This window comes from Ruegeria sp. CF1 (assembly GCF_056537445.1).
This window is the reverse complement of sequence record NZ_JBQFRN010000002.1, coordinates 493701-511067: the sequence shown is the minus strand read 5'-3', so window position 1 is coordinate 511067 and position 17367 is coordinate 493701. Positions and strand designations below refer to the sequence as shown.

Genomic DNA, 17367 nt, shown 5'->3' with positions numbered 1-17367 from the left:
TTATGCACGTCGTCTTCCGCGAAAGCCATGGGCTCGAAGAAACCGAGACCCCGACCGATCTGGGTCAGAGCCCGGCGGACCTGGTGGTGCTGTCCTTTTCCGACAGTGACCTTGGCGCTTTCGCGGCGGGATGGCATCGTGGAGGTGGGCCTGAAGGACGCATGCCAACGATGCGGCTGGCCAATCTGACGGCGCTGAAGCATCCCCTCTCAGTCGACACATATGTCGAGCAGACACTGGAGGGCGCAAAGGGCATCCTGATCCGTCTGATCGGTGGAGTGCCCTATTGGGCGTACGGCTTGCAGCAGGTTCTGGCGCTGGCGCAGGCCAAAGGGATTGCACTGGCCGTACTGCCCGCAGACGGTCGCGAGGATACGCGGCTGGATGATTACTCTACCCTGCCTGTCTCGACCCTGCGGCGGCTGGCGCATCTGTGCGACACCGGCGGTGAGGTCGCGGCGCAGGCCGCTCTGGCGCAGATGGCACTGGCTGCGGGGTTGTATGCAGGTCCGGTCATGGGCGCCAAGACCATCCCCGAATGCGGTGCCTGGTGCCCAGATCACGGCGTGATCCCTGCAGAAAACGCTCTGCCCGGTGATGCGAAACGTATCATCGTAACCTTTTATCGCGCATACCTGACCTCGGCAGATACCGCCCCAATTGCGGCGTTGATCCGCAGCTTGCGGGCGCGGGGTTTTGAGGCCGTCGGCCTGTTTGCCCCGTCGCTCAAAGCACCAAATGCCGCCGATTGGCTGCGCGAGACTATTGTGGCGCTGAAGCCTTCGGCGATCGTCAACGCCACCTCATTCTCAGGCAAGGGCGCATCAGGCACCTCACCTCTGGATGTGGCAGAGGTGCCGGTCTTTCAGGTCGCGCTGGCCACCTCACGCCGCAAAGCGTGGGCTGACGCAGTGCGTGGCCTTTCACCTGCCGACCTCGCGATGCATGTGGTCCTTCCGGAAGTGGACGGGCGGATCAACGCGGGCATCGTATCCTTCAAAGAGCCGGGCAAACGCGATCCGCATCTCGAATATTCTCGTTTCGCTCATCGGGCTGAACCCGAACGGATCGAAGCCATCATCAACCGCATCTCCGGCTGGCTGAACCTTCACGACAAACCCAAAGCGGAGCAGGTTCCGGCGCTGGTACTATCGACCTATCCCGGCAAAGACTGGCAGATGGCACATGCAGTGGGTCTGGATGCGCTGGCCTCGGCTGAGGCAATGTTGCTCGATCTGCAAGGCGAAGGGTATGACACCGCGCCTGCCGAGCCAATTGCTGAAACTCTTCTTGATGCACGGATTTCATGGCCGCTAGAGGATTATCAGGCGGCGCTGGCGGCGCTGCCGGAAACACTCCGCGCCGATCTCAATAAGGTTTGGGGCACTCCCGAAGACGACCCTGCTTTCACAAACGGCGCGTTCCATTTCACGGCACTGCGTCGTGGAAAAGCGCTGATCGCGCTGCAGCCCGAGCGCGGTACACCCGAACTGCGCGATGACGACTATCACGATCTGTCGCGCACACCGCGCCACGCCTACGTCGCCTTTTACTTGTGGCTGCGCAAAGGATTGGTCGCGGATACGCTGATCCATATCGGTGCGCATGGCACGCTGGAATGGTTGCCGGGAAAATCAGTCGCCTTGTGCAACGAATGTTGGCCCGAGGCGTTAATCGGCGATCTGCCGGTGATCTACCCCTTCATTGTCAACGACCCCGGCGAGGCCGCGCAGGCCAAGCGTCGGATCGGGGCGGTCACGTTGGGCCATATCCCACCCCCGATGAAGGAAAGCGGCACACCAGATCGCATGGTGCGGCTGGAATCGCTTTTGGACGAGTTCTCGAACGCGGACGGGCTAGACCCCAAACGCCGCGATCGCCTGCAGGAAGATATCCGGGACGAGGCGCAGGCGATCGGGCTGGAAAGCGATCTTGGCCTCGATCAGGCCACCTGTACCGCCGAGGCGATCACGCGCATTGACCGATTTGTCTGCGACATCAAGGAAAGCCAGTTCGGTGATGGGCTGCATATCTTTGGGCGCGTTCCCGATGAGACGGGCAATTTCGACGCTGCCCCCTCAGCCCAAGCTGAACGCTCTGCCCTGATTGACGCTTTAGCGGGCAAACGGATCGAGGCCGGGCCGTCCGGTTCCCCCTATCGCGGGCGTACGGATGTTTTGCCGACCGGGCGGAATCTTTACACGACCGACCCACGCTCGGTTCCCACGCGCGCGGCCTATACACAAGGCGTCAAGCTCGCCGAGGAACTGGTTCGGCGGCACCTGCAGGAAGAAGGCGACTACCCCAAGGGCTTGATCGTCGATCTATGGGGTTCGGCCACTATGCGCACAGCGGGCGAGGAATTCGCCATGGCGCTACACCTGCTGGGAGTGAAGCCGGTTTGGGATAAAGGGTCTGAGCGGGTCTCGGGCATCGAAGTGTTGCCGATCACCGATCTCAGCCGCCCGCGTCTGGACGTAACACTGCGCGTCTCTGGCCTGTTCCGGGACGTGTTCCCGACGCTTTCAGCGCTTTACGGTCAGGCTGTCCGCGCATTGACCAAACGAGATGAAGCACCCGACTGGAATCCTTACGCCGGTCAGGAGCCTGCGGCGCGGGTCTATGGGCCAGCCCCCGGCAGCTATGGTCTGAACATGACTCATCTGTCCGAAACCTATACGGATGAGGCACGCGTGCAAGCGGGTGAGGCTTGGCTTGATGCCAGTTCCTTCGCTTTGGAAGGTGAACACATCGCGCAGGATAAGGACGGTATCTCGCAACGCGTCGCCAACGCCGACAGCTTTGTGCACCTACAGGACCTGACCGAGACGGACTTGCTGCTGGCCAATGATTATGCAACGCACGAGGCCGGATTTGCCGCCGCCAAGAAAATCACCGGCGGTACTGCGCAGCTTTATCATCTGGACAATACCAACCCGGACAACCCGCGCGCCCGCACCCTGCCCGAGGAAATCAGCCGCGTCGTCTATGCCCGCGCCGCCAACCCGGGCTGGATTGCCGGAATGCAGCGGCACGGGTTCCGGGGCGCCGCTGAAATCGCGGCGACGCTGGATCATATGGCATCTTTCGCGCATCTGTCCGGCACAGTCGCACCGCATCTGTTCGATCTGTACCACGACGCCACGCTGGGCAATGAAGAGGTCGACGCCTTCCTGCAACAGGCAAACCCGCAAGCACATCAGGCCATGCAGGATCGGTTCCGGGCACTGCTGGAGGCAGGGCTATGGCATACCCGCCGGAACTCGATCCGCGCCGACCTGGAGGGGTTGGGATGAGTGCGCCCATCGTGCAGGGCTGGTGCCCCGGTGCCCATCGCCCGATGATGTCCGGTGATGGGCTGGTCGTGCGTGTGCGCCCTCGGCTGGCGCGCCTGGATGCCCAACAGGCGATAGGGCTGTGCGAATTGGCGGAACGGTTCGGCAATGGCACGATCGACCTTACCAACCGCGCCAACCTTCAGCTGCGTGGAGTAAAGGAAACCGACCATCAATCCTTGTTGGCCGCGCTTTCCTCGCTGAACCTGCTGGACGCCGAACCCGGAATCGAAATTCGCCGCAACATTCTGGTCTCGCCACTCTATGAAGCCGGTGATCTGACCGCTCGGCTGACACAGGAATTGATCCAGCGTCTGGCCGAGCTTCCGGATTTACCTGCCAAGTTCGGCTTTGCCATCGACACAGGTTCCGAGCGTTTATTGGCCGATGACTCGGCGGATATCCGGCTTGAACTCGGTTCGGGCAGCCTGATCCTGCGCGCGGACGGGGCCGAAACCGGGCGAGTGGTGTCGGAAGCTCAAGCCATCGACCAAGTGATCGCGTTGGCGAAGTGGTTTGCGCAAACCCACACAACCGAGACCCGCCGCATGGCGCGGACCGTTGCCACATATGGTTTGCCCAACGAGTGGCAAGGCAGCGCGCCCGGCCCCATTGGCGTGCCTCTTCAACCGGGAGCCTGCGTGCAGGGGACACTCTATGGCGCTGCCTTTGGGCAGCTACCGGCGCGGCAACTCCATTTGCTGATCGAAAACAGCAACGCCACTGCCCTGCGGGTCACACCATGGCGGCTGTTCCTGTTGGAAGGCGGGGCGGCGATACCCGCCCTTGACTTTGTCACAGATGGCACCGACCCGCTGAGAACAACCGACGCCTGCCCCGGCGCGCCATACTGCCCGCAGGCGCAGGTCGAAACCCGCGGTGTGGCGCGCGCCCTGGCCGCGCGCGTTGCAGGCAGCCTGCATGTATCGGGCTGCGCCAAGGGATGCGCCCGAATGGGTCCGGCCGATGTCACTTTGGTTGGCAATTCCGGACGATTTGACCTTGTCAAACAAGGCCGTGCGGGGGATGAGCCCTGCCAACGCGGCCTGACCGAAGAAACACTCATGACCATGGACTTCACCTGATGCCCTATGAATACGAAACCGACGGCGCGGCGATCTACAAGCAGAGCTTTGCCACCATCCGATCCGAGGCTGATCTGGCCCGGTTCGATGCCGATGAAGAACAGGTCGCCGTTCGGATGATCCACGCCGCAGGGATGGTCGGGCTGGAAGAGTTCGTCCATTTCTCGGACGGTTTTGTCTCGGCAGCGCGTTCCGCGCTGGAAAATGGCGCGCCGATCCTGTGTGATGCCCGCATGGTCAGCGAAGGCGTCACCCGCTTTCGCCTGCCCGCTGATAACGAAGTGATCTGCACCCTGCATGACGAGCGCGTGCGCCCTCTGGCTGCCGAAATGAGCAACACGCGCTCTGCCGCCGCGCTAGAGCTGTGGCGTCCGCATCTGGAAGGAGCACTGGTCGCGATCGGTAACGCCCCTACCGCGCTTTTCCACCTGCTGAACATGTTGGAAGATCCCGACTGCCCACGCCCCGCTGCCATTATCGGCTGCCCGGTGGGCTTCGTCGGAGCGGTCGAGTCCAAGGATGCCTTGTGGGAAGCGCAGCCCGTACCCTCCTGCATCGTCAAAGGCCGTTTGGGAGGCAGTGCGATCACAGTTGCTGCCATCAATGCTATCGCGAGCCGCACGGAATGAGCGGGGGTAAAATATACGGCGTGGGCCTCGGCCCCGGCGATCCGGACCTGATGAGTGTCCGTGCGGACCGCCTGCTGCGCAATGCCCGCCATGTGGCGTTTTTTCGCAAACCTGGCCGCACAGGTCAGGCCCGCAAGATCGTCAATGGAATGATCCCCGGCGACGCCATCGAGTTTCCAATGGAGTACCCGGTAACCACCGAAATCCCGGTGACGGATCCAAGGTATAATGAACTCCTTTCGGTGTTTTACGAAGACTGTGCCGCACATCTGAAGTCGCTTACCGAAAATGGTGAGGATGTAGTGGTCCTGTGCGAAGGCGATCCGTTCTTCTATGGATCATTTATGCACCTTTACAATCGACTACGAGACATATCTGAAGTCGAAGTCGTACCTGCCATAACCGGCATGTCCGGCGCCTGGACCGCAACCGGTGACCCGATAACTTGGGGCGACGATGTCCTCACGGTTCTTGTTGGAACCTTGCCCGAGGATACTCTGACTGAACGCATGACCCAGACCGACGCGCTGGTTGTCATGAAGATCGGGCGGAACTTCGACAAGGTAAAGCGCGCGCTGAAACAGGCCGGGCTGTATGACCGCGCGTGGATCGTCGAATACGCTCAGATGCCGAACCAACGGGTCTGCAAACTGTCTGATAATTGCGAAGGAATCACGCCCTATTTCTCAATCATACTGGTTCATGGACAGGGACGCCGACCATGAGCGGTTGGGTCAAGATCGCTGGCCTTGGGCCTGGAAACGAAGCACTGGTCACTCCCGAAGTCACTGCCGCGCTGGCAGAAGCGACGGACGTGGTTGGTTACATCCCTTATGTTGCTCGGGTGGCCGAGCGAGAGGGGTTGACCCTGCACGCCAGCGATAACCGGGTCGAGATCGACCGCTCTCGGCACGCTTTGCAAATGGCGGCCGGCGGTAAACGCGTCGTTGTAGTCTCGTCAGGGGATCCCGGCGTGTTTGCAATGGCCGCTGCGGTGTTTGAAGCGCTTGAAAACGGGCCGAAAGACTGGCGTGACATACAGATCGACGTGCTGCCGGGGATCACTGCGATGCTGGCGGCTTCGGCCCGCGCTGGGGCGCCGTTAGGGCATGATTTCTGCGCCATCAACCTGAGCGACAACCTGAAGCCATGGCCACTGATCGAAAAGCGCCTCCGACTTGCCGCGCAGGGCGATTTCGCCATGGCGTTCTATAACCCTCGCTCGAAGTCTCGACCGGAAGGGTTTGAAAAAACGCTGGAAATCCTGCGGGAGGAATGTGAGCCGGAACGCCTGATCCTGTTCGCACGCGCTGTATCCCGCGAGGATGAGGCTTTGCGGATTTCAACTCTGGAAGAAGCCACGGCAGATATGGCGGACATGCAGACCGTCGTCATCGTCGGCTCGTCCCTGACCCGCATAGTCGAGCGCAACAGCGCCCCGATCGTCTACACCCCGAGATTCACGCTGGCCAAGGATTAAGTATGCGCCAGCCAGTCCAAGACCTGCGTGACATTTGCCAACTCGGTCCGCTTCGGCAGGGTCGGACGGTCTATCATCAGAACCGGCAAGCCCAGCGCCCTGGCGGCATCCAGTTTGGCCCGCGCGCCGGTGCCACCCGCATTCTTGGATACAATCAATTGCGTATGGTGACGTTCCATCAAGGCCCGGTCCTCTTCAACAGTAAACGGGCCCCGCGAAACGATCACATCGCTTTTCGGAAGCGGCAATGCGTCCGGATCGTCTACAAGCCGCAAAAGATAGTGATGCTGAGGTTGGGCTGCGAAGTCATGAAGATGCATGCGGCCAACTGCCAGGAAGACGCGGCGGGCTGGACCGGCCAGAGCTTCAACCGCACCTTCAATATCCGGTACGTGCTGCCAGTTGTCCCCGTCTTGCGCGACCCAAGCAGGTCGCGTCAAAGCGGCCAAGGGCGTTGCGCCCCCCGCACAGGCTTCCACCGCATTTCGGCTCATCTGCGCCGCAAAGGGATGAGTCGCATCGACAACATGGGTGACGCCGTGCTCGTGAATGTACCGCGCCAGTCCCGCTGCACCACCAAACCCGCCCACGCGCATCGGCACGGGTTGCGAGCACGGGTTATCGACACGTCCGGCGTAGGAATATGTAGCGGGAATGCCTTGATCGGCAACCGATTTTGCCAGAGCATTCGCCTCGGTCGTGCCACCAAGAATAAGGAGGTTGGGCATGTCTGAAACTCCGTGGTTGACCGTTCTGGGTTTGGGCGAAGATGGACTGGATGGCCTGTCCCCTGCAAGCCGTCAAGTGCTGGACCGCGCTGAGATTGTCATGGGTCCGACACGCCACCTGTCGTTGATCCCAGACAGCGCGGCGGAACGGATTGAATGGCCGGTCCCATTTGCCGATGGCCTGCCAATTCTGACCGCATTGCGCGGTCGGCAAACCGTTGTGCTGGCCTCGGGTGATCCGTTCTGGTTCGGGGCCGGGTCCGTTATCGCGCGTAATTTCGAAACGAACGAATGGATTGCCCTACCCGGCCAGTCGACCTTTTCGCTTGCTGCTGCGCGGCTTGGTTGGCCGCTTGAAAACACGTTGACCTTCGGGCTACATGCCGCGCCTCTGACGCGCCTTCGCCCTCACTTGGCACCCGGCCTGCGCGCGATTCTCTTGCTGCGCGACGGCAAAGCCGTAGCCGAGCTTGCGACCTATCTGGGCGAAACCGATTTTGCCGATTGCACTCTGCACGTCATGGAAGCGCTCGGTGGCCCCCGTGAACGCGCGCGCAGCGTGTCGCTGACCGAGGCGTTGCTTGGAACCTTCGAACATCCGGTTTGTGTCGGTCTTGATGTCGCGGGTACTGGGCGTGCCTTTCCCAAAGCCTCGGGAAAGCCCGATGACATCTTTGAAACCGACGGCCAGATCACCAAGCGCCCCATTCGCGCGCTAACCCTGTCGGCGCTTGCCCCTCATCGGGGTGAGCATCTGTGGGATATCGGTGGTGGCACCGGTTCGATCAGCATCGAGTGGCTGATGTGCGATCCGACGCTAACTGCAACGACTATCGAGCCGCGTGCTGATCGGGCCGAACGCATTCGCCGCAATGCCAATACGTTAGGGCAGGATCGGTTGTGCGTTGTGCACGGTTCTGCACCAGAGTCGTTGGCTGATCTTGACCGACCCGATGTGGTGTTCATCGGTGGCGGTCTGAGTGCGGATCTGCTGAACTGGCTACACGCTAATCTTCAGGCCGGCACGCGGCTGATCGCCAACGCGGTGACATTGGAAAGCGAAGCGTTACTAGCTGAATGGCACGACAAGCTCGGCGGAGACCTGCTGCGCATCGAACTGGCGCAGGCAGCTGCGCTTGGTCCACGGCGAGGCTGGAAATCTGCCTACCCAGTGGTGCAGTGGAGCCTCACGTTATGATCGTCGCGGGGTTAGGTTTCTCATCCTCTGCTACGCTGGCCAGTCTTCGTGCCGCTTTCGAGCTTGCCTCGACAGGAAAAACTGTCGATGCCCTTGCGACCGTTGCGGACAAGGACGGACACACCGCACTTGCCGCGCTTGCAGAAGCAACTGAGCTGCCGGTACATTTCATTCCGGCAAATGATCTTGCCGAACAACGCACACTTACTTGCTCAACCCGCAGTCGCGCCACATATGGCACCGGCAGCGTGGCCGAAGCATCCGCTCTTGCCGCCGCCGGACATGGCGCGCGGCTGATTTCACCCAGACAAATCTCGGACGACCGGCTTGCAACCTGCGCCGTCGCCATCGGAGGACAGACATGACCGTTCATTTCATCGGCGCCGGACCGGGCGCCGCCGACCTGCTGACCCTGCGCGGGCGCGATATCATCGCCTCCTGCCCGGTGTGCCTTTATGCGGGTTCATTGGTACCCGAGGAGATTCTGGGCCACTGCCCCAAAGGCGCGAAGATCGTAAACACCGCACCCATGGATCTGGATCAGATCATGGCCGAAATCGAAGCAGCGCATAAAGCTGGACAGGACGTGGCGCGGCTGCATTCCGGGGACCTCTCGGTCTGGTCGGCGATGGGTGAGCAAATCAGACGTCTGAAAGAGATGGGTGTCCCGGTCAGCGTCACGCCCGGTGTACCCTCGTTTGCGGCTGCGGCTGCAGCGCTCGGGACCGAGCTGACACTGCCCGGTCTGGCGCAATCAGTGGTCTTGACCCGCACGCCCGGGCGTGCGTCTTCGATGCCGGAAGGCGAGACACTGAAAAACTTCGCTAAAACAGGTGCGACTTTGGCTATCCACCTTTCGATCGGAAATCTGGATAACGTCATCGCCGACCTGACACCTGCCTATGGGACAGACTGCCCGGTCGCCGTGGTCTACCGCGCTAGTTGGCCGGATGAGAAGATCATCCGCGCAACGCTTGCCACGTTGAAGGAGTCACTGGACTACAGCATCTCGCGCACCGCACTGATCATGGTTGGTCCGGCGCTTGCAGGTGAAGGGTTTGACGAAAGCTGTCTGTATTCCAAGACATATGACCGCCGCTATCGCCCTCAAAGCGCCGACAGTCCGTGGTCGAGCTGGAGCCATGGTGATGACTAACCCCCCCGGAATACTGATTTCCGCTCCGTCATCGGGTACAGGCAAGACCACTGTCATGCTGGGATTGCTCCGGGCTTTGGCCGAGGACGGCTTGACCGTACAACCGTTCAAAAGCGGGCCGGACTATATAGATCCGGCGTTTCACCGCGCTGCAGCGGGCCGTGCCTCGTTCAATCTGGATAGCTGGGCGATGGGGGAGCCGCTGCTAAGCGCGATCTCTGAGCAGGCCACGGGCGCGGATATTGTGGTGGCCGAAGGCTCAATGGGTTTGTTTGATGGCGTCGCCAAACCCGGAGAGCTGGGGCATGGGTCGAGCGCTGAAACGGCGCTGCGCATGGGATGGCCGGTCGTTCTGGTCCTGGATGTCGGAGGACAAGCGCAATCGGCGGCGGCGACCGCGCTTGGCTTTCGGATGTATAACCCCGATCTACCTTTTGCCGGCGTGATCCTGAACCGCTGTGCCAGCCCAAGACATGAGCGGCTGACGCGGCTGGGCATGGAACGGGCTGGATTGCCGGTTCTGGGCGTTCTTCCGCGCCGAGGTGATCTGACCCTGCCCGAAAGACATCTAGGCCTGATCCAGGCGGTTGAGCATCCGGATCTGGAAACGGCAATCGCCGGATATGCCGCATTCCTGCGTGAACATGTCGATTTGGTTGCGATCAAACGGGCGGCCTCCTCAGGCCCTGCTAGGCCATCGTCAGCCGCGCTGCCGCGACCCCCGGCGCAGCGGATCGCACTGGCCCGTGATGCAGCGTTTTCATTTACCTACCCGCATCTGCTGGAAGGGTGGCGCAGCGCCGGTGCAGAAATACTGCCCTTTTCGCCACTGGCAAACGAAGCGCCAGCTGCAGACGCTGAACTGGTCTGGCTACCGGGGGGCTATCCCGAGCTGCACGCAGGAACATTGGCGGCAGCAGATACATTCTTGACCGGGCTGCGCAAACACGCGGAAACGCGACCTGTGCATGGTGAATGCGGGGGGTACATGGCATTGGGGGAAGTTCTGGTCGACAAGGAAGGCGCGCCACATCAGATGGCAGGGTTGTTGGGTCTGCAAACCTCATACCAAAAGCGCAAATTCAACCTTGGCTATCGTAGGGCTGAGCTTTTGGCGTCGATGCCGGGCTTTGCCAAGGGTACCGCCTTGCGCGGACATGAGTTCCACTATTCCTCGATCATCGAACAACCTGACGCTCCTCTTGCGCGAGTCTTCGATGCCGAGGGGGCCGAAGGCCCTCAGACAGGATCGCGACGTGGCAATGTCACCGGCACATTTTTCCATCTTATTGCAGAGGCCTCGGCATGACCGGTTTTGTCTCTTTCATTGGCTCCGGTCCGGGTGATCCGGAGCTACTAACGCTCAAGGCCGTAGACCGGATGCAGAAAGCCGATGCGGTGCTGTTTGATGATCTCAGCAGCGGCCCGATCCTGACCCATGCGCGTGACGATGCTGATCTGGTTGGTGTTGGCAAACGCGCCGGTCGCCCTTCGCCCAAGCAGGATCACGTCAGCCGATTGTTGGTGGAGTATGCGCAGACCGGTCAGCAGGTGGTACGCCTGAAATCCGGTGACGGAGGATTGTTCGGTCGACTGGAAGAAGAACTGGTCGCGTTGCAGGCAGCCGGCATCAAGTACGAGATCATTCCCGGCATCCCCTCTGCCGTCGCGGCGGCAGCTGCAGCTGGTATTCCTCTGACCCGACGCCTGACTGCACGTCGCGTTCAATTCGTCACCGGGCATGACGTAAGTGGCAAATTGCCGACCGATCTGAACCTTCCCGCCCTGGCTGATGCTAGCGCGACGACGGTCGTATTTATGGGCAAGCGCACTTTTCCCTTGCTGGTCGAAGCCCTGAGCGCGCATAGCTTGCCGTTGGACACGCCTGCTTTGATGGCCGAATCTGTTTCAACTCCCGAGCAATCCTTGGAGCGCTCCACAATCGGAGACCTGTCCGACAAGCTGCGATCCGAGGTTGGAACCGCCCCGGCCCTGATCCTGTATGGCCCGCTGGCAGAGTTCGAAGATGTTTGAACTGATTCTGATCGGAATCGGCACGGGTAATCCCGACCACCTGACCTTTCAGGGGGCGAAGGCGATCAGATCAGCGGACCTGATCCTGATCCCGCGAAAAGGAGAGAACAAAGCTGATCTGGCCGGTGTGCGCGAAGACATCATCACGCAGGTCACCGACAAACCTGCACGGATCGCCTATTTCGACGTTCCCAAACGCCGGGCAGATGACGGCTATCTCCGAGGCGTCGACGAATGGCACGACGCAATTGCCCTGCGCTGGCACGAGGCGATTTCAGCCTACCCGGACGCGCAGAAGGTGGCGTTGCTGATCTGGGGTGATCCGTCGCTGTATGACAGTTCGCTAAGAATTGCAGCGCGGCTGGACCCGCAACCACAAGTCCAGGTTATGCCGGGAATCACAGCGTTGCAGGCGTTGACTGCAGCCCATGCGATCCCGATCAATGATCTGGGCGCGCCCTATGTCGTGACCACAGGCCGTCGCATCCGCGATGATGGATGGCCTGAAACGGCGTCGAAAGTGGCCGTAATGCTGGATGGCGAATGCTCGTTCCAGAGCCTGAAGATGACCGATTATGACATCTGGTGGGGGGCATATGTGGGCATGAAAGAAGAGATTCTGATCAAAGGCCCATTGGCGGATGTGGCGCAAGACATTCTGGATACCCGCGCGCAGGCCCGTTCTGATCACGGCTGGATCATGGATATCTATTTGCTGAAGAAACGTGCGGCCTGACGCGCGCACAGGATTGTGAGCCCCGTTTCAGCGCTTTTCTGTCATCAATTCCCCAGTCAACAGGAAGGGAAAGAACATGAGGGCGCTTTGGGCTGCGATCTGCCTGCTGGCGATGCCTGCTTGGGCCGACGGCATCGAACCTCTTACTGGATGGGCGGTTTACTCCAGCGGAAAAAGCTATGAGACCCTCGTAGATGACACAAAGGCCGCGGTAAAGGAAAACGGCCTGATCGTTGTGACACAGGCCGGGCCGACCAAAGCGGCGGCCTCGCGCGGTATCACCATTCCGGGCAACCGGGTGATTGGCGCATTCAACAACGATTACGCAGTTCGGGTTCTTGAAACCTCGACCAACGCGATGATCGAAGCGCCCATCCGTTTCTACGTGACCGAGAACGAGGACGGCACTGCAACCCTTTCTTACAAGACACCCAGCTTCGTCTTTGCCCCTTACGCAGACGAGGGCGGAGACGCTCTGCGCGAGATTGCCATAGAATTGGACGCAAAGTTTCAGGCCGTGGCGGAAAACGCCGTCAAATAGTCACACTGACGTGAACCTGCTTGCGTCCGGACGCGTCCTCCGCAATCTGCTGGCAGATAACTTTGTCGGAGCTTGATTAATGCAGGACCTGTCTCCCCGCGCTGCGGATTTGTTGGCACAACGCCTTTTCGAGGCCGGATGCCGCCATGCGTTCGGAATGCCCGGCGGCGAGGTTCTGACATTGGTGGATGCGCTGGAAAGCGCGGGCATTGCTTTCCACCTTGCAAAACACGAAAACTCTGCAGGTTTCATGGCCGAAGCGGTCCACCATCGCGATGGTGCACCTGCAATCCTCGTGGCCACACTCGGGCCCGGAGCGATGAACGGGATCAATGTGGTCGCCAACGCCCTGCAGGATCGGGTGCCGATGATCGTGCTGACCGGATGCGTCGACGCGGATGAGGCGTTGACCTACACCCATCAAGTGATGGATCACGCGCAAGTCTATCGCTCGATCACCAAAGGCAGCTTTATGCTGACGGCCGACGGGGCCGATATCATCGCCGACAAGGCGGTATCGCTTGCCAACCAAGCGCGCCCCGGCCCGGTACACATCGATGTGCCTATCTCGGTGGCCGATACGCGCGTATCAGGGGTTAAACGTCGTCGACTGGCAAAAGTTGCTCCTGTCGCGCCTGGCGCGGAATGTCTGGAAAAGGCCCGCCGATGGGTGGCCGAGGCTGAGCGACCTTTGGCGATCATCGGTCTTGATGTTCTTTACGACGACTCGCGCTGTGTGGTGCGAGCATTTTTAGAGCATTTCAACATTCCCTTTGTCACCACCTACAAGGCCAAGGGGGTGGTGCCCGAGGATCATCCACTCTGCCTGGGCGGGGCGGGTTTGTCTCCGCTGGCCGATAAGCACCTAGTCCCGCTGGTGGAACAGGCTGATCTAGTACTGTGTTTGGGATATGACCCTATCGAGATGCGCCCCGGCTGGCGCGAGATCTGGGACCCAGAAACCAAGCGCGTGATCGACATATCAGCCGTGGTGAACGATCATTACATGCATCAGGCTGGGCTAAATCTGGTCGCCGACACCGGCGCAACGCTTGAGGCCATTGCCAAGGGCAACCCTGCCGGCAAGACTTGGCCGAATGGTGAGCCTGAACAGGTCAAGGCTGCGCTGGCGAATGCTTTTCCGACAGATGAAGACTGGGGACCGGCGGCGATCATCGCAGAAACTCGTGCCGTTCTGCCACCTGAGACCCTCGCCACGGCCGACAGCGGCGCGCATCGCATTCTGCTCAGTCAGATGTGGGAGTGTTCGGAGGCACGAGGGTTGATCCAGTCCTCGGCGCTCTGCACCATGGGGTGTGCCGTTCCGATGGCGATCGGTCTGAAATTGGCCGAACCGGATCGCCCCGTGATCAGCTTTTCAGGCGATGCCGGGTTTCTGATGGTTGCAGGAGAGCTGTCGACTGCCGCCGAATTGGGTGGCAACACAATCTTTCTGGTCTTTGTCGATGCCAGCCTTGCGCTGATCGAGCTGAAACAACGCCAGCGTCAGATGGGCAATCGCGGAGTGGATTTTGACCGCCATGACTTTGCCGCTTTAGGCCGCGCACTCGGCGGTTATGGTCGCACAGTTCGTAGCCGCGATGATTTGCGGGCTGCATTGGATCAGGCGTTGAAAGCAGACAAGTTCACTGTCATTGCTGCGGAAATTGACCGTGGAGGATATGATGGCCGCATCTGAAGGACCGCTGAAAGGCGTCAAGGTACTGGACCTGTCTCGCATTCTGGCAGGACCCACTTGTACGCAGTTGTTGGGCGATCTTGGCGCTACCGTCATCAAAATCGAAAACCCGGCGACCGGTGGTGATGATACGCGACAATGGGGCCCTCCTTACGCCGAGGATGCGGATGGTAACCGCTCGGACCTGAGCGCATATTTCATGTCCTCCAACCGCAACAAGAAATCGGTCGCATTGGATATCGCAACACCCGAAGGACAGGCAGAAGTCCGACGCCTAGCCTCGCACGCTGATATACTGATCGAGAATTTCAAGCCCGGTGGACTGGCGAAATACGGGCTCGACTACGCAACCTTGTCCAATGAGTTTCCCGACCTCGTCTATTGTTCAATCTCAGGCTACGGGCAGACAGGCCCAAACTCATCGAAGCCCGGATATGATCTAATGGCGCAAGGATATGGCGGGATCATGTCTCTGACCGGAGACGCCGAAGGCGCGCCGATGAAAGTAGGCGTCGGAATTGCTGACGTGATGTGTGGTATGTATGCCTGCGTTGGTATTCTGGCTGCGCTGCGTCATCGCGACATGACTGGCGAGGGTCAGCAGATCGATCTGGCGCTGGTGGATGCACAGATCGCTTGGCTGATAAATGAGGGCGTGAATTATCTGACCTCGGGCGAAGTGCCTCAGCGGCGCGGCAACGGGCATCCCAATATTGTGCCTTACGAGGTCTATCAGACGGCGGATGGGCACGTGATTCTGGCCGTTGGAAATGACAGTCAGTTCAAAAGATTTTGCGGCTTCATCGAAAAGCCAGAGCTAGCCGAAGATCCCCGATTTGCCACCAACCCGGCCCGTCTTGAAAATAGGGATGCGTTGAATGCGATCCTGCGCCCGGCAGTTCAGGCGCTGGATACAGGCAGCGTTATCGCGGGGCTTGAAGACCTGAAAGTCCCTGTTGGCCCGGTGCGGACGCTCGATCAGGTTTTTGCCTCGGATCAGGTCGCTGCCCGCCAGATGCAGATCTCGATGCAAGCTGAGCCTGGCGAGGTGCAACTGATCGGGAATCCCCTGAACCTGTCACGCACGCCTGTAACATATCGCAGCGCACCACCGGTCTGTGGGGCTGACACACAGGCTGTTCTGAACGCGGAAAACCCCTTCGAAGATTGAAACACTCTGCCCGTTTAGGCGGCAAGTTGCTGAAACATGCCCTTGAATCGGCGGTTTTTTTCGCGTTTCTCACACACGGGATTTCACCAATTCGAGAGCAGGGTCGATACTGTTACGACCCGGCTGCACACTCTGTTACATCGAACAGTGTAGAACGTCGCAATCAGATTGGACCCGAGTATGAAACAAGACGTCTTTGGACAGATGAACACCCTGAACCAGCCCGCAAGCGTCGAGGCATGGGATGGTGTTCTCCTTGGGTTCATGGCGCATGCCGCTATAACACCGCAACATCTGGGCAAGGTTCTGGAGCTTGAGCCGGACTTTACGCTGGGCCATGCGGTCAAGGGGCTGTTCATGGTTCTGCTGGGCCGGCGTGAGATGATCGCGGTCGCTGCCGAAGCGCTGAGTGCCGCGAATGCAGCGATGGAGCGTCAGCCCGTTTCAGCCCGGGAAAGGCTATATGTCGAGGCGCTGGGTTTGTATATGGCCGACCTTCCATCACAGGCCGTTCAGAAATTTGAAGAGATTCTGCGGGCGCACCCAACGGATACTCTGGCCATGAAGCTCAGCCATGCGACGCGCTTCGTTCTGGGCGATGCGGCGGGGATGCGTCGGTCGATCGAACGGGTGATGCCTGCGTATGAACCCGACCACGCCGGACGTGGATACTTGCTGGGATGCCACTCGTTCGCGCTGGAGGAAACCGGCGCCTACGAGAAAGCCGAGATCGCCGGTCGTCAGGCCTTGTGGATGGTTTCGGACGACGCCTGGGGATTGCACGCTGTAGCGCACGTGCACGAGATGACGGGCAACGCGCAGCTGGGACTGGACTGGCTCGCGGGACGCGAGGACGCTTGGGCGCATTGCAACAATTTCCGCTATCATGTCTGGTGGCACAAGGCGCTGATGCATCTGGATTTGGGGCAAGTCGATCAAGTGATGGCGCTTTACGATCATCACATCCGCCAGGACAAAACCGACGACTATCGCGATATCTCGAATGCAACCTCGCTGCTGTCCCGGCTAGAGCTTGAGGGCGTTGATGTTGGCAACCGTTGGGAAGAACTGGCCGATCTCAGCGCAGCCCGAACCGAAGACGGATGCTTGATCTTCGCCGATCTTCACTACTTGCTGGCATTGACCGGGGACAATCGTTCGGAGGCTACAGCAAATATGCTGCAGCGTATTCAAAATGACGCCCAGCGCAATCAGGGTGACACGCCGATCCGCATGTCCGACCCGGGCATTGCCGCCGCCAAGGGGCTTGAGGCCTTTGGAGAGGGCCTTTACGGCCAAGCCTTTGATTTTCTTTCAAATGCCCGGGGTGGGATGCAACTGGCGGGTGGCAGCCACGCCCAACGTGATGTATTCGAGCGCATCACCATTGATTCCGGCCTGCGCGCTGGCCGTCTGGATGCTGTCGAGCGCATCCTGGACGACCGCCGCGCCAAACGTGCCGGGGGAGAGGACAATTACGCCCTCGCCCGCCGAGAATTGATCGAGGCCGCACGCGACAGCGGCGACGCACAAAGCGTCCCCGCCGAATAACAACAATAAAAGACCAAGAAGGAC

At 60.1% G+C, this 17367-nt stretch carries 16 protein-coding genes; 15 read left to right on the top strand and 1 reads right to left on the bottom strand.

Going from position 1 to position 17367, the window contains the following annotated elements; all coding sequences use genetic code 11:
• The first annotated feature begins 2 nt into the window (after positions 1-2).
• From cobN to cobJ, 5 genes are read left to right on the top strand one after another with little or no spacing between them, the layout of a single operon-like run.
• Positions 3-3296 (top strand): cobaltochelatase subunit CobN, encoded by a 3294-nt coding sequence (gene cobN / locus ACRZ96_RS07615; protein ID WP_480771975.1) that lies wholly within the window; start codon positions 3-5, stop codon positions 3294-3296.
• On the top strand, positions 3293-4420 hold the full coding sequence (gene cobG / locus ACRZ96_RS07610) for a precorrin-3B synthase (RefSeq protein WP_170594884.1): 1128 nt from the start codon (positions 3293-3295) through the stop codon (positions 4418-4420). Before cobN ends, cobG begins: the two co-directional genes overlap by 4 nt.
• Positions 4420-5049, top strand: a complete 630-nt coding sequence (locus ACRZ96_RS07605; RefSeq protein WP_170391845.1) for a precorrin-8X methylmutase — start codon at positions 4420-4422, stop codon at positions 5047-5049. Before cobG ends, ACRZ96_RS07605 begins: the two co-directional genes overlap by 1 nt.
• Positions 5046-5774 (top strand): precorrin-2 C(20)-methyltransferase, encoded by a 729-nt coding sequence (locus tag ACRZ96_RS07600; RefSeq protein ID WP_170401239.1) that lies wholly within the window; start codon positions 5046-5048, stop codon positions 5772-5774. The genes ACRZ96_RS07605 and ACRZ96_RS07600 overlap by 4 nt, the downstream gene beginning before the upstream one ends.
• A complete protein-coding gene (gene cobJ / locus ACRZ96_RS07595; RefSeq protein ID WP_480752504.1) occupies positions 5771-6529 on the top strand; it encodes a precorrin-3B C(17)-methyltransferase in 759 nt (252 codons plus the stop codon). Before ACRZ96_RS07600 ends, cobJ begins: the two co-directional genes overlap by 4 nt.
• Here the strand turns inward: cobJ and ACRZ96_RS07590 are convergent.
• The gene (locus ACRZ96_RS07590; protein ID WP_480706632.1) at positions 6526-7257 is read right to left on the bottom strand and encodes a cobalt-precorrin-6A reductase; all 732 of its coding nucleotides are present in this window, start codon (positions 7255-7257) and stop codon (positions 6526-6528) included. The genes cobJ and ACRZ96_RS07590 overlap by 4 nt on opposite strands.
• Here ACRZ96_RS07590 and cbiE point away from each other — a divergent pair.
• From cbiE to ACRZ96_RS07540, 10 genes are all read left to right on the top strand, one after another.
• Entirely contained in the window at positions 7256-8455 is a 1200-nt protein-coding gene (gene cbiE, locus ACRZ96_RS07585) for a precorrin-6y C5,15-methyltransferase (decarboxylating) subunit CbiE (RefSeq protein WP_480706634.1), read from the top strand. The two genes, ACRZ96_RS07590 and cbiE, sit on opposite strands and share 2 nt — an antisense overlap.
• Entirely contained in the window at positions 8452-8820 is a 369-nt protein-coding gene (locus ACRZ96_RS07580; protein ID WP_170391855.1) for a cobalamin biosynthesis protein, read from the top strand. The genes cbiE and ACRZ96_RS07580 overlap by 4 nt, the downstream gene beginning before the upstream one ends.
• On the top strand, positions 8817-9611 hold the full coding sequence (cobM, locus tag ACRZ96_RS07575) for a precorrin-4 C(11)-methyltransferase (protein ID WP_480814363.1): 795 nt from the start codon (positions 8817-8819) through the stop codon (positions 9609-9611). Before ACRZ96_RS07580 ends, cobM begins: the two co-directional genes overlap by 4 nt.
• Positions 9598-10920 (top strand): cobyrinic acid a,c-diamide synthase CobB, encoded by a 1323-nt coding sequence (locus ACRZ96_RS07570; protein ID WP_480706980.1) that lies wholly within the window; start codon positions 9598-9600, stop codon positions 10918-10920. Before cobM ends, ACRZ96_RS07570 begins: the two co-directional genes overlap by 14 nt.
• Complete coding sequence (cobA, locus tag ACRZ96_RS07565; protein ID WP_480706636.1) at positions 10917-11645, top strand: uroporphyrinogen-III C-methyltransferase; 729 nt, start codon at positions 10917-10919, stop codon at positions 11643-11645. Before ACRZ96_RS07570 ends, cobA begins: the two co-directional genes overlap by 4 nt.
• Positions 11638-12381, top strand: coding sequence for a precorrin-6A synthase (deacetylating) (cobF, locus tag ACRZ96_RS07560; RefSeq protein ID WP_170512199.1), 744 nt, complete (start codon positions 11638-11640; stop codon positions 12379-12381). Before cobA ends, cobF begins: the two co-directional genes overlap by 8 nt.
• A gap of 76 nt (positions 12382-12457) precedes the next feature.
• The gene (locus ACRZ96_RS07555) at positions 12458-12922 is read left to right on the top strand and encodes a DUF302 domain-containing protein (protein ID WP_170401258.1); all 465 of its coding nucleotides are present in this window, start codon (positions 12458-12460) and stop codon (positions 12920-12922) included.
• 79 nt (positions 12923-13001) lie between these two features.
• A complete protein-coding gene (locus tag ACRZ96_RS07550) occupies positions 13002-14621 on the top strand; it encodes a thiamine pyrophosphate-binding protein (RefSeq protein WP_480706639.1) in 1620 nt (539 codons plus the stop codon).
• Positions 14608-15792, top strand: coding sequence for a CoA transferase (locus ACRZ96_RS07545; protein WP_170648107.1), 1185 nt, complete (start codon positions 14608-14610; stop codon positions 15790-15792). The genes ACRZ96_RS07550 and ACRZ96_RS07545 overlap by 14 nt, the downstream gene beginning before the upstream one ends.
• 180 nt (positions 15793-15972) lie before the next feature.
• Entirely contained in the window at positions 15973-17343 is a 1371-nt protein-coding gene (locus tag ACRZ96_RS07540) for a tetratricopeptide repeat protein (RefSeq protein ID WP_170648105.1), read from the top strand.
• The last annotated feature ends 24 nt before the right edge of the window (positions 17344-17367 follow it).

Excerpts from the sequence above, each read along its gene's own strand:
- cobN (WP_480771975.1), top strand. The coding sequence starts at position 3 with ATGCACGTCGTCTTCCGCGAAAGCCATGGGCTCGAAGAAACCGAGACC.
- cobG (WP_170594884.1), top strand. The coding sequence starts at position 3,293 with ATGAGTGCGCCCATCGTGCAGGGCTGGTGCCCCGGTGCCCATCGCCCG.
- ACRZ96_RS07605 (WP_170391845.1), top strand. The coding sequence starts at position 4,420 with ATGCCCTATGAATACGAAACCGACGGCGCGGCGATCTACAAGCAGAGC.
- ACRZ96_RS07600 (WP_170401239.1), top strand. The coding sequence starts at position 5,046 with ATGAGCGGGGGTAAAATATACGGCGTGGGCCTCGGCCCCGGCGATCCG.
- cobJ (WP_480752504.1), top strand. The coding sequence starts at position 5,771 with ATGAGCGGTTGGGTCAAGATCGCTGGCCTTGGGCCTGGAAACGAAGCA.
- cbiE (WP_480706634.1), top strand. The coding sequence starts at position 7,256 with ATGTCTGAAACTCCGTGGTTGACCGTTCTGGGTTTGGGCGAAGATGGA.
- ACRZ96_RS07590 (WP_480706632.1), bottom strand. The coding sequence starts at position 7,257 with ATGCCCAACCTCCTTATTCTTGGTGGCACGACCGAGGCGAATGCTCTG.
- ACRZ96_RS07580 (WP_170391855.1), top strand. The coding sequence starts at position 8,452 with ATGATCGTCGCGGGGTTAGGTTTCTCATCCTCTGCTACGCTGGCCAGT.
- cobM (WP_480814363.1), top strand. The coding sequence starts at position 8,817 with ATGACCGTTCATTTCATCGGCGCCGGACCGGGCGCCGCCGACCTGCTG.
- ACRZ96_RS07570 (WP_480706980.1), top strand. The coding sequence starts at position 9,598 with ATGGTGATGACTAACCCCCCCGGAATACTGATTTCCGCTCCGTCATCG.
- cobA (WP_480706636.1), top strand. The coding sequence starts at position 10,917 with ATGACCGGTTTTGTCTCTTTCATTGGCTCCGGTCCGGGTGATCCGGAG.
- cobF (WP_170512199.1), top strand. The coding sequence starts at position 11,638 with ATGTTTGAACTGATTCTGATCGGAATCGGCACGGGTAATCCCGACCAC.
- ACRZ96_RS07555 (WP_170401258.1), top strand. The coding sequence starts at position 12,458 with ATGAGGGCGCTTTGGGCTGCGATCTGCCTGCTGGCGATGCCTGCTTGG.
- ACRZ96_RS07550 (WP_480706639.1), top strand. The coding sequence starts at position 13,002 with ATGCAGGACCTGTCTCCCCGCGCTGCGGATTTGTTGGCACAACGCCTT.
- ACRZ96_RS07545 (WP_170648107.1), top strand. The coding sequence starts at position 14,608 with ATGGCCGCATCTGAAGGACCGCTGAAAGGCGTCAAGGTACTGGACCTG.
- ACRZ96_RS07540 (WP_170648105.1), top strand. The coding sequence starts at position 15,973 with ATGAAACAAGACGTCTTTGGACAGATGAACACCCTGAACCAGCCCGCA.